General features: G+C 63.3%; 12 protein-coding genes and 1 pseudogene. 6 read left to right on the top strand and 7 right to left on the bottom strand.

What is annotated here, in order from left to right; all coding sequences use genetic code 11:
- Positions 1-234, bottom strand: a pseudogene (locus tag HP547_RS22795) (hypothetical protein); the annotation flags it as partial.
- 342 nt (positions 235-576) lie between these two features.
- Between HP547_RS22795 and HP547_RS22790 the strand changes: the two are divergent.
- On the top strand, positions 577-903 hold the full coding sequence (locus HP547_RS22790) for a hypothetical protein (RefSeq protein ID WP_172287500.1): 327 nt from the start codon (positions 577-579) through the stop codon (positions 901-903).
- A gap of 118 nt (positions 904-1021) precedes the next feature.
- Positions 1022-1627, top strand: a complete 606-nt coding sequence (locus HP547_RS22785) for a flavin reductase family protein (RefSeq protein WP_172227846.1) — start codon at positions 1022-1024, stop codon at positions 1625-1627.
- Here HP547_RS22785 and HP547_RS22780 read toward each other — a convergent pair whose 3' ends face one another.
- Together HP547_RS22780 and HP547_RS22775 are read right to left on the bottom strand one after the other, a co-directional pair.
- Positions 1628-1858, bottom strand: a complete 231-nt coding sequence (locus HP547_RS22780; RefSeq protein WP_172227844.1) for a hypothetical protein — start codon at positions 1856-1858, stop codon at positions 1628-1630. It lies immediately after the preceding gene.
- Between the two features lie 108 nt (positions 1859-1966).
- Positions 1967-2260, bottom strand: a complete 294-nt coding sequence (locus tag HP547_RS22775; RefSeq protein ID WP_172227842.1) for a putative quinol monooxygenase — start codon at positions 2258-2260, stop codon at positions 1967-1969.
- Between the two features lie 202 nt (positions 2261-2462).
- On the opposite strand from HP547_RS22775, the gene HP547_RS22770 reads away from it, so the two are divergent.
- Positions 2463-3383, top strand: a complete 921-nt coding sequence (locus HP547_RS22770; protein WP_172287497.1) for an AraC family transcriptional regulator — start codon at positions 2463-2465, stop codon at positions 3381-3383.
- A gap of 138 nt (positions 3384-3521) precedes the next feature.
- Here the strand turns inward: HP547_RS22770 and HP547_RS22765 are convergent, their stop codons facing one another.
- A complete protein-coding gene (locus tag HP547_RS22765; protein WP_172227838.1) occupies positions 3522-5159 on the bottom strand; it encodes a 5-guanidino-2-oxopentanoate decarboxylase in 1638 nt (545 codons plus the stop codon).
- A gap of 114 nt (positions 5160-5273) precedes the next feature.
- Here HP547_RS22765 and HP547_RS22760 point away from each other — a divergent pair, with 114 nt between their 5' ends.
- On the top strand, positions 5274-6149 hold the full coding sequence (locus HP547_RS22760) for a LysR substrate-binding domain-containing protein (RefSeq protein ID WP_172287494.1): 876 nt from the start codon (positions 5274-5276) through the stop codon (positions 6147-6149).
- 36 nt (positions 6150-6185) lie between these two features.
- Here the strand turns inward: HP547_RS22760 and HP547_RS22755 are convergent, their stop codons facing one another.
- Positions 6186-6800, bottom strand: a complete 615-nt coding sequence (locus HP547_RS22755) for an NAD(P)-dependent oxidoreductase (RefSeq protein ID WP_172226650.1) — start codon at positions 6798-6800, stop codon at positions 6186-6188.
- 27 nt (positions 6801-6827) lie between these two features.
- The gene (locus HP547_RS22750) at positions 6828-7703 is read right to left on the bottom strand and encodes an MBL fold metallo-hydrolase (RefSeq protein WP_172287492.1); all 876 of its coding nucleotides are present in this window, start codon (positions 7701-7703) and stop codon (positions 6828-6830) included.
- Between the two features lie 102 nt (positions 7704-7805).
- Here HP547_RS22750 and HP547_RS22745 point away from each other — a divergent pair, with 102 nt between their 5' ends.
- Complete coding sequence (locus HP547_RS22745; RefSeq protein WP_172226644.1) at positions 7806-8711, top strand: LysR family transcriptional regulator; 906 nt, start codon at positions 7806-7808, stop codon at positions 8709-8711.
- Positions 8712-9075: 364 nt separating this feature from the next.
- Here the strand turns inward: HP547_RS22745 and HP547_RS22740 are convergent, their stop codons facing one another.
- Positions 9076-9945, bottom strand: a complete 870-nt coding sequence (locus HP547_RS22740; protein WP_172226641.1) for an oxaloacetate decarboxylase — start codon at positions 9943-9945, stop codon at positions 9076-9078.
- A 376-nt stretch (positions 9946-10321) separates the two neighbouring features.
- Here HP547_RS22740 and HP547_RS29740 point away from each other — a divergent pair.
- On the top strand, positions 10322-10438 hold a 117-nt coding region (locus tag HP547_RS29740; protein WP_372242916.1), incomplete at its 3' end, for a hypothetical protein.

The raw sequence follows: 10438 nt of genomic DNA, 5'->3' as shown, positions 1-10438 counted from the left end.
GGTGCCGGCGGTGCTGGTGGAGAGGATCACCAGCCAGTACAGCATCGGGTGGTAGCGGCGCGAGTACAGCTGACCGAGCAGGGTCAGCAGGAACACGCTGATCAGCATCAGCGAACTGAGCGCATAGCCGATGTCGAGGGTCATCGACAGCAAGTCGCCTGCCGTCTCACCCAAGGTAGTAGCGCAGATCTTCATGACCCAGAAGGCCAGGGTGATTTGCGGAAGTTTGTTCATTATTGTGCCGCTCCGGTTTGAGGTGCGGCGATGGTGCTGAGCAGCGCCTGAAAAATCGGTTGGTGATTCATGAAAAATACGTACATCGGCCTCGGCCGTCAGGTTTTTCCTTCTTAACGCCCCATTAATTCCACACCATCAAGCTGCATTGGCTGGCAGAACGCTGCCCGCAACTGCGGACGCTTCCAGAGTCAGGCCGCTGTCCAATTCACCGGACCCGCGCCTCAACATATCGATTTATTAGATCTTAAATTGCATATTTTTGCGCTTTTTAATCAACTTAATCGGAGTAGCATTCAACCCATGGAAACAAACAACTTCATCCACCCCGGAGCAACGACCATGAAAAACAAACTTATCCTGACCTTGGCCCTTTCGGTTTTCGCTGCTGGCGCCTTCGCTGAAGATGGCTTTGACCGCACCGACGCCCACACCTTCGCCACAGCCCAGAGCCAATCCGCCAGCTACGCTGAAGATGGTTTCGACCGCACCGGTGGCCAACGCTTTGCTGAAGACGGTTTCGACCGCACCGGCGGCCAACGCTTTGCTGAAGACGGTTTCGACCGCACCGGCGGCCAACGCTTTGCCGAAGACGGTTTCGACCGCACCGGCGGCCAACGTTTTGCCGAAGACGGTTTCGACCGCACCAACGCCCACCGCATCAGCTGATCCCTGATGCGAGCGCCCAGCCCGGCTTTTGCCGGGCTTGATCATTTTCAGCCGGGCACAGGCTTGGCACACTAGGCGCCTTGTCCACCAGGAGGTAGGGCCAACAAGCCCAGCACAGATGTATTACTACGAACCCGCCAAAGGCCACGGCCTGCCCCACGACCCGTTCAACGCCATCGTCGGCCCCCGCCCTATCGGCTGGATCTCCTCACAGGACCGCGAAGGCCGCCTGAATCTGGCGCCTTACAGCTTCTTCAACGCCTTCAACTACATCCCGCCGATCATCGGTTTCTGCAGTGTCGGGCGCAAAGACAGCCTGAACAACATCGAGCAGACCGGCGAATTCGTCTGGAACCTGGCCACCCGTCCACTGGCGGAGCAGATGAACCAGAGCTGCGCGCCGGTTGCTGCCGAAGTGAACGAGTTCGAATTGAGCGGCCTCAGCGCAGCGCCATCGCGCATCGTCAAGGTGCCGCGTGTGGGCGAAACGCCGGTAGCCTTCGAGTGCAAGGTCAGCCAGATCGTGCAGCTCAAGCGGGCCGACCAGGCGCTGGTGCCCAGCTGGCTGATCCTGGGTGAAGTGGTGGCGGTGCACATTGCCGAGCACCTGCTGAACAACGGCATCTACGATACTGCTGCCGCCGAACCGATCCTGCGAGGCGGTGGCCCGGCGGACTATTTCGAGCTGGGCAACCTGTTCAAGATGGCCCGGCCGCCGGCCTGATCACCAGACCAGCTCACCCTCTTCGCTGACGCCCTGCAGGCGTTGCAGCTCGGCGGTGGCCGCTTCGTCGGCGGCCACGGCGCCCTTGAACACCTGCCCATCGAGCACCTTGTGGAAGCGCGGTGCGCCGCCTGCCAAAGCCTTGACCGCGATGGCCGCGTTGTAGCCGCCACCGTCCACCGGCACCATCGCCGAAACCGCTTCGAATTGCGGGAATTCCCTACGTGCCATGTTGCTGTCCGCTTCGTTGATCAATTTGCGGCATATTACTCCATTCAGCACCTGCGCCGAACCTGTGGGAGCTGGCTTGCCGGCGATAGGGCCAGTACAGGCAATACATCAATCAAAGGTATGCAGATCCAGGCTGCTGACCACCTGCGCCTGCACCAGCTCACCAAACACCTCCAGCGTCGGCGAAGCGAAGTATCCACTCATCGCCTGCTGGTCTTGCCAGCTTCCGCTGAGCAACCACAAGTCCGCATCCGCCTGCGATCGCTGCACGGTAAAACTCAGGCAACCTGGTGCACGCAACGAGGGCTCGAGCAGGTCACGCAGGCGGGCGCCCAGCTCCGCCGAGCGCCCGCTGCTGGCACGGATGAAAGCAAGGTGGGTGACCGGTTGTTGTAGGGTCATTGCACAATCTCCTTGAAGCCAGCGGACGGATAAACCAGGCTGCCAAGGTTAGGGTCTTGAGCGCGAGCCGCGTTAGGCCATTACTGCACGCCGATTGCCTGATCCTGCAACGCGGCAGGATCAGGCAATCGGGCTGCAGCTTTCGACTAGCGCCCGACACGGCGCAAACTTATGCTGCGTGGGTCATCAGAGGAACGCCAACATGCCCACCGCCACCTCCACCGAGCCGTCCCTGGAGCTGCAGCGCCAGGAGCTTGCCGAGCTGATCCGTCGCCACGCCGGCGATCCCCATGGCCCGGCTTCGGCCATCGATGACCTGTACCTGGTGCGCTATACCGAAAACGTGCGCTCGGTACCAACCTTTGCCCAACCGGCGCTGTGCATTCTGGCCCAAGGCAGCAAAAGCCTGTTTCTCGGCGACGAGCAGTACGCCTATGACCCGCTGCACTACATGGTGGTATCGGTGACCCTGCCGCTGAGCGCCGTGAAGCTCGACGCCAGCCCCGAGAACCCCAGCCTTGGCGTGCGCCTGGACCTGGACCCTGCCGAGATCAGCCAGCTGATCGCCGAGAGCGGGCCGATGCTGGTGCCCAACCGCCCCTCGGGCCGAGGCCTGTATGTGGAAAAAACCGATGCCGCGTTGCTCGATGCCCTACTGCGGCTGATCCGCCTGCTGGAGACTCCGCGCGACATCGGTATGCTGGCGCCGCTGATCCGTCGTGAGATTCTCTACCGCCTGCTGCGTGGGCCGCAGGGTCATCGGCTGTATGAAATTGCCTTGGCCAATAGCCAGACGCACAGGGTTTGCCAGGCCATCAGCTGGCTCAACCAAAACTACCAGTTGCCCCTGCGCATCGAGGATCTTGCCCGGGAAGTGAACCTGAGCACCTCGACCTTGCACCACAGGTTCAAGGCGGTGACGTCCATGAGCCCGTTGCAGTATCAGAAACAGCTGCGCCTGCAGGAGGCGCGGCGGCTGATGCTCAATGACGGGCTTGAGGCGGCAGTGGCCGCCTACCGGGTGGGCTATGAAAGCCCGTCGCAGTTCAGCCGCGAATACAGCCGGCTGTATGGCGCACCGCCGATTCGCGATGTGGCCAGGTTGCGGGCTACTGCTGGTTGAAGCTCATGGTGGCTGTACCGGCCCTATCGCCGGCAAGCCTGCTTCCACAGGGATCGCATCAACCTGGCGGCATGCGCTGTACCTGTGGGAGCTGGCTTGCCGGCGATTGGGCCAGCACCAGCAATCCAGGATCAAAGTTCAACCAATGACCGTGTCCTGCCACTGATTCTGGTCCACCTGGATCAAGGTCGGCCCCTTGCGCTCCACCGCCTGCCCCAGCGCCGCCTGCAGTTGCGCCACATCCGCAACGTTTTCTGCCGCAGCCCCCAACGCCCGCGCCACACCGATGAAGTCCGGGGTATGAATATCCACCCCGACCGGCTCGATAGCGCGGTTGACCATGTACTTTTTGATCTCCTCGTACCCCTGGTTATTCCACAGCAGCACGACCAGCGGCACCTGTGCCTCCACCGCACTGGCCAGTTCCGGCAGGGTGAACTGCAAACCGCCATCGCCAATCAGGCACACCGCAGGCGCCCGCTCGCCGGCCTGCTGCGCGCTGCCCAGCCAGGCGCCCATGGCCGCTGGCAGGGCGTAGCCCAGGGTGCCGTAGCCAGTCGAGGCATTGAACCAGCGCCGTGGCTGGTCCATGTCCACGGTCAGGTTGCCGGTGTACACCGGCTGAGTAGAGTCGCCCACCAGAATCGCATTGGGCAGGCGTTCGAGAATCGCCTTCAGCAAACGCGTCTGGCTCAGGGTTGGCTGATCCCAACCTTCTGCCAGCACCTGGCGCAGGTTGGCCACCCGGGTCACACCCCAAGTGCTTTCACGCACGGGCTGCGGCTGGGCCTGCAAGGCGCCGAGCAGTGCTTCGGCCGCCAGCTCGGCATCGGCCACCAGCGCTAGCTCTGGCAAGTAATTGCGCACGGTCTGGTCCGGGTCGATGTCGATGCGCAGCAGGCTGCCCGGAATCTCGAAACCACCTTTGAAGGTCACGTCATAGTCGGTTTCGGCAAGCTCGGTACCGATTGCCAGCACTACGTCGGCCTCAGCCACCAGCGCACGCGTGGCCGGGAGCGACTGGGTAGAGCCGATCTGCAGCGGGTGGCTGGCCGGCAGCAAACCCTTGGCATTGATTGTCAGCGCCACCGGGGCCTGCAGGTGTTCGGCCAGGCGCGCCAGCGCAGCCCCGGCAGCCAGCGCCCCGCCGCCCGCCAGGATCAGTGGCCGCTTCGCCCGGGCCAGCCGCGCGGCCATCTGGGCCACGGCCTGCGGTGCGGCGCCCGCCCGGCTGCCACGCACCGGGCGGCCCGGCAGCAGCTGGTCGGCGGGTTCCACCAGCACATCCAGCGGGATCTCGATATGCACCGGGCGCGGCCGGGCACTGTCGAACACGGCAAAGGCCCGGGCCAGCACCTGCGGCAGGTCCGCCGCACTCATCAAGGTGTGGGAAAACGCGGCCACACCCGCTACCAGCGCCGCCTGGTTCGGCAGCTCGTGCAGCTTGCCACGGCCGCCGCCCAGCTGATCACGGGACTGCACACTGGAGATCACCAGCATCGGGATCGAGTCGGCATAGGCCTGGCCCATGGCGGTGGTGATATTGGTCATGCCCGGGCCGGTGATGATAAAACACACCCCGGGTTTGCCACGGGTGCGCGCATAGCCGTCGGCCATGAACCCCGCGCCCTGCTCATGGCGCGGCGTGACATGACGAATGGACGAGCCCGCCAGGCCACGGTAAAGCTCCACGGTGTGTACACCGGGGATGCCGAAGACATGGTCAACGCCATAGCCTTCAAGGAGTTTTACCAGTACTTCGCCGCACGTTGCCATCGGGGTTCACCATGTATCTTGTTGGGTTGAGCCCTTATTGGACCCAAGCGGTGGCTATGCCCACAATGCAAAAAAACACATACTAGCCATGTCCTGTAATCATGGCTTAGCGCAATGAAACGCCTCCCGCCCCTGCCCGCCCTCCACACATTTCTGGTCACCGCCCAGCACTGCAACTTCACCCGTGCCGGGCAACAGCTGCACATCACCCAAGGCGCGGTGAGCCGCCAGATCGCCGCCCTTGAGCAGCACCTGGGCTATGCCTTGTTCCAGCGCGAGGCCCGTGGCTTGAGCCTGACCCGTGAAGGCCAGGACTGGTTGCCACGGGTGCAGCAGGTGTTCGCGCTGATCGAACAAGGGGTGCACGAAGTGGGTGGGCGCCGCGCGACCTTGCAACTCAAGGCGCCGACCTGCGTGATGCGCTGGCTGCTGCCGCGCCTGATGGAATGGCAGGCACTGCGCCCGGATGTGCCGGTGGAACTGACCACCACCGTGCAGCATGGGGTTGATTTTCGTCGGGAAGGCTTCGATGCCGCGGTGGTCTATGGCGATGCGCCAAACCATGGGCTGCATGTGCGCAAGCTGTTCGATGAACAGCTTACGCCGGTGTGTGCGCCGTCACTGCGCCAGGGGCCGGTACCGTTGCAGCAGGTCGAGGACCTGGCCCGGCACATGCTGTTGCACCCTTCGCGGGATGAGCACGACTGGCGGTTATGGCTGCAGGCGGCTGGGGTAACGCTGGCTGCACAGGGGCCGAAGCAACACTTCGAGACGCTGGACATGGCAATGGCCATGGCTTCACAGGGGACAGGGGTGGCTATCGGTGATTGGTCGCTGGTTGGCGATGACTTGCGTGGTGGGCGGTTGTGCATGCCGTTTGCGCTGAAGGTGCTGACCGGTAAAGGTTATTACCTGGTGAGCCAGGCCAGGAACTTGCCGGCGGGATTGATGGAGTTGCTGGACTGGCTGGAGGGCCAGGCCAGCCTGTGAAGGCCTCTTCGCGGGCTCGCCCGCGAAGAAGGCAACTCAATAGCCGACTGTGAACCGCTGACGTGAATGCTGCGGCTTCTCCAGCTCATCCAGCATGGCAATCGCATAGTCGGCAAAGGTGATCCAGCTCTTGCCATCCGCACCGATCAGCAGATGGTCCTTGCCCAACGTGTAGTGCCCGCTGCGCGCCCCTTCAACGAACTCCGCCGACGGTGAGAGGAACGTCCAGTCCAGGTTCGGCTCGCGCTGCAACGCCTCCAGAAAACGCACCCCGGCAGTGGCCTCGGCCTTGTACGCCTCCGGGAAGTCCGGGCTGTCGATTACCCGAAGCCCCGACGGCAGCAACAGGCTGCCGGCACCGCCCACCACCAGCAGGCGCTTGACCCCGGCGCGCTTGACCGGTTCGATGATGGCCTGCGGCTCCATGGTGGAGAAATGCGCCGCGCTCAGCACCGCGTCCACACCCGCCACTGCCGCTTGAAGGGCCGCGCTGTCCTTGGCATCCAGTGCCATGACGGTCACCCCGTCACGCCCCTGCAGCTTCGAAGGGTCGCGGGCAATGGCCAGCACGCTGTGACCACGGCGCAGGACCTCTTCCAGCAACTGGCTGCCAGCGCGGCCAGTGGCACCGATGATTGCAATCTTGCTCATGGGATACTCTCCATCAGTTGAACGGAATTACCACTTCATTTCGCCCTTGGCGACCTTGGCCCCCAGCTCCAGCGAGCTTTCATCGGCCAGGCCCGGGTAACGCTGCTTCATCGCCTTGATCAACGCGCCAGCATCTTTCGCCTTGGCGGTTTCGGCATCGAAAGCACGGATGTAGTCGGCAGTAAAGCGCACGGCCTTCAGCGAGCGGCTGCTATCGCCCAGGTAGTGGCCCGGGATGACCGTGCGCGGCGCCAACGCTTCGATGTGCGCCAGGGTGCCAAGCCAGTCGGCGTGCGACCTGGCCGTTTGCGTGTCGGCCATCCATACATGAATATGCTCGGACACCACCACGCCACCCACCACCGCCTTGATCGACGGGATCCACACAAAGCTGCGATCCGGCTGCGGGCCATCCAGGCCGACCACCTCGAGGGCCTGCCCTTCCAGGGTCAGGCTGTGGCCCTCGAGCACCTGCGGCACCACCAGCCTTACCGGTTTGTCCGCACCCATCTGCGGCCCCCAGTACGCCAGCTTGGCATCCATTGTCTGGCGAATGTGCGCAACGGTGGCCGCCGAGGCCAGCACCTTGGCATCGGGGAAGGCCTGGGTCAGGGTGTCGAGGCCAAAGTAGTAGTCCGGGTCGCCATGGCTGATGTAGATGCTGGCCAGGTATTTGCCACTGGCCCGCAGGCGCTGTACCAGCTGCTCCGCCTGGGCCTTGCCGAACTGGGCATCGACCAGCACGGCGTCGTGCTGGCCGCTGACGATCACCGAGCTGACCGGGAAAATCGCCGCGTGCCCGGGGTTGTAGACCTCCAGCTGCAAGGGTTCGGCGGCCAGCACCGGGCCGGCCAGGGTTACACAGGCCAGCAGCAGGCCACGCAAAGGGGTGAACAGAGACATGGGCAACGCCTTCAGATGAGCAATGCCCTACAGCTTAGTTGCCAGATCCGTGACAAAAAATGCGATGCTTGAACATAGTTTGTTTCTGAAACCGGGCAAATCATGGACCGTCTCAACGCCATGCGCGTTTTCGTCACCGTCGTCGACCTGGGCAGCCAGTCGGCGGCGGCTGATCAGCTGCAGCTTTCTCGCCCCGTCGTGTCGCGTTACCTGGCCGAGCTGGAGGCGTGGGTGGGCGCCCGGCTGATGCAGCGCACCACCCGCAAGCTCAGCCTCACCGCTGCCGGGCAGGAAACCTTGCCGCGCTGCCGGCAATTGCTGGAACTGGCCGGAGACCTGCAGGCGGCGGTGCAGCAGCCAGATGACGCGCCGAAAGGCGCACTGCGTATCAGCGTCAGTACCTCCTTCGGCCAGGCACAGCTGGCGGATGCAGTGGCTGCTTATGTGCGCCGCTACCCTGGGGTGAAGGTGGAACTGCAGATGCTCGACCGCACCGTCAACCTGGTGGATGAGCGCATCGACCTGGCAATCCGCACCAGCAACGACCTGGACCCCAACCTGATCGCCCGGCGCCTGACCGTGTGCCGTTCGGTGGTCTGCGCGGCACCGGCCTACCTGCACGAGCATGGCACGCCGCAACGGGTCGAGGAATTGAGCCGACACAACTGCCTGACCCATGCCTACTTCGGGCACAGCCTCTGGCAATTCGAGGTGGCCGGCCAGCAGGTCGCGGTGCCGGTGGCGGGGAACATCAGTGCCAACGAGGCGATGACCCTGCAGAAAGCCGCGCTGGCCGGCGCCGGCATCGCCCTGCTGCCCACCTACCAGGCCGCCGAGGCCCTGCGCAGAGGTGTGCTGGTGCGCCTGCTGCCACAAGCCAAGCCGCGCGAGCTGAGTCTCAATGCCGTGTACACCTCGCGCAAGCACATGCCGGCCACCTTGCGCAGCATGCTGGACTTTCTGGTACAGCGGTTTCAGGACGAGCCGGAGTGGGACCGCGATTTGTAATGGACATAGTGGCCTCATCGCCGGCAAGCCAGCTCCCACAGGTATAGCGCTGGCTTTGGCTGCGATGGCGTACCTGTGGGAGCTGGCTTGCCGGCGATGAGGCCGGTGCATGTCAACGTATAGACTATGCTTCTTGGTATCACCTATCGCTGTACCAGGAGGTGAGCACCATGGGCATCAAATCAAGAAGAGTCGCCCTTGTCATGGCCCTGACTGCAGTCGCAGGGCTCTACGGCTCAGCCTGCTGGCGCGCCGAACTGCTGCGCAGCCAGCCCAGCGCCGCCGCCAGTTGCGAGCAGGCACATTGCGTGCCTCACAGCGCAACCTTGAGCGCCGTCCGTTGAGTTGACGGCCCCCCGGCCGCTCACTCTTCGACGCTCATGTATTCCTTGGCCCAGCGGATGTAGTCCTCAGGCTGGGTGTAGGTGTGCGAGAGCTCGGTAGCGCTCAGGCTTTCCGATTTGTTCTGCTGGCCGCGCTGCAGCCGCAGGCAGTCATACGTGGCCTTGATCGCGGCAAAGTAGGCGGCATGGCCATCTACCACGATGCGCACGCCAAGGCGTGCCAGGCGTTCGTCGTCGCGCAGGTTCGGGTTCGCATAGGTGACCAGCATCAGCGGCACGGTGAGGTGCTCGGCGATCTTTTCCAGCTGCTCGAAGTCCTTCACACCCACCATACAGATGCCATCGGCGCCGGCCTTCTGGTAGCTCTGGGTGCGCACGATGATTTCTTCGGTGCTGAGCACGCCAGCGTTGGTGCGGGCAATGATCGACAGCGAGGAATCGACCCGCGCCTCCAGCGCCGCACGGATCTTGCCCACGCCTTCCTCGACCGGGATCAGGTCGGTCGACTTGCGGCCGAACTGGGCAGGCAGCAGGGTGTCCTCGATGGTCAGCGCAGCCACACCGGCGCGCTCCAGTTCGGTGACCGTGCGCATCACGTTCAGCGCGTTGCCATAGCCATGGTCGGCGTCAGCCAGCACCGGCAGCTGCGCTACCCGGCCGATACGAGTGGCCTGTTCGACGAACTCGCTGAGGGTGATCAGGGCGAAGTCCGGCGCGGCCAGCACCTGCAACGACGCGACGGAACCGCCAAGGATGCCGACCTCGAAGCCCAGGTCTGCGGCAATGCGTGCCGACATCGGGTCGAATACCGATGCGGTGTGGAAACAGGAACCTGAAGCGAGCAGCTCGCGGAAGGCAAAACGCAGATCTTGATGGGAAGCCTTGGGCATGATCACTCCGCAATGTAAGTTGAAATTTGAACGGTAACTACCGACCCCTGTAATCGGGTCTACCTGGCCTGTTCCAACCGACGCGTTCCGGGCGGTCATGCTCGACATGCAGGCAGAGGAATAAAAGGTGTGGGAGACAACGGGCGGAAAACCTGCGGCATATTGTTGCACCAAGCTGGTGCAGGCCCCGGATTTCAGCCGCTGTGGCATACCAACGATATCACGCGGCCATGCAGCACTGGATGAATGCGCCAATGCCGATCTTGCATAGGGGATGCAGATAGTACATAGGAAGCTACCTAACTCAGGTTACAATTCGTGGGTTCTTCGCCGGCAAGCCCGTGAAGAAGCAGCCAAACACAGACAAGGTAAACCCGTGACCGCCGCCCTGCCGCCCACCTCCCTGCGCAACGTGCTCACCGCCCTGATGCTGGCGATCTTCCTCGGCGCGCTCGACCAGACCATCGTCGCCGTCTCGCTGCCGGCGATCTCG

This window comes from Pseudomonas sp. CM27, from assembly GCF_013179515.1.
In the GTDB taxonomy this organism is placed as follows: domain Bacteria; phylum Pseudomonadota; class Gammaproteobacteria; order Pseudomonadales; family Pseudomonadaceae; genus Aquipseudomonas.
This window is presented reverse-complemented; position numbering and strand designations above follow the sequence as displayed.

What these genes read in the sequence shown, in the direction of transcription:
- HP547_RS22780 (WP_172227844.1), bottom strand. Translation starts at nt 1,858, where the DNA reads ATGGCACGTAGGGAATTCCCGCAATTCGAAGCGGTTTCGGCGATGGTG.
- HP547_RS22775 (WP_172227842.1), bottom strand. Translation starts at nt 2,260, where the DNA reads ATGACCCTACAACAACCGGTCACCCACCTTGCTTTCATCCGTGCCAGC.
- HP547_RS22790 (WP_172287500.1), top strand. Translation starts at nt 577, where the DNA reads ATGAAAAACAAACTTATCCTGACCTTGGCCCTTTCGGTTTTCGCTGCT.
- HP547_RS22755 (WP_172226650.1), bottom strand. Translation starts at nt 6,800, where the DNA reads ATGAGCAAGATTGCAATCATCGGTGCCACTGGCCGCGCTGGCAGCCAG.
- HP547_RS22740 (WP_172226641.1), bottom strand. Translation starts at nt 9,945, where the DNA reads ATGCCCAAGGCTTCCCATCAAGATCTGCGTTTTGCCTTCCGCGAGCTG.
- HP547_RS22745 (WP_172226644.1), top strand. Translation starts at nt 7,806, where the DNA reads ATGGACCGTCTCAACGCCATGCGCGTTTTCGTCACCGTCGTCGACCTG.
- HP547_RS22765 (WP_172227838.1), bottom strand. Translation starts at nt 5,159, where the DNA reads ATGGCAACGTGCGGCGAAGTACTGGTAAAACTCCTTGAAGGCTATGGC.
- HP547_RS22760 (WP_172287494.1), top strand. Translation starts at nt 5,274, where the DNA reads ATGAAACGCCTCCCGCCCCTGCCCGCCCTCCACACATTTCTGGTCACC.
- HP547_RS22785 (WP_172227846.1), top strand. Translation starts at nt 1,022, where the DNA reads ATGTATTACTACGAACCCGCCAAAGGCCACGGCCTGCCCCACGACCCG.
- HP547_RS22770 (WP_172287497.1), top strand. Translation starts at nt 2,463, where the DNA reads ATGCCCACCGCCACCTCCACCGAGCCGTCCCTGGAGCTGCAGCGCCAG.
- HP547_RS22750 (WP_172287492.1), bottom strand. Translation starts at nt 7,703, where the DNA reads ATGTCTCTGTTCACCCCTTTGCGTGGCCTGCTGCTGGCCTGTGTAACC.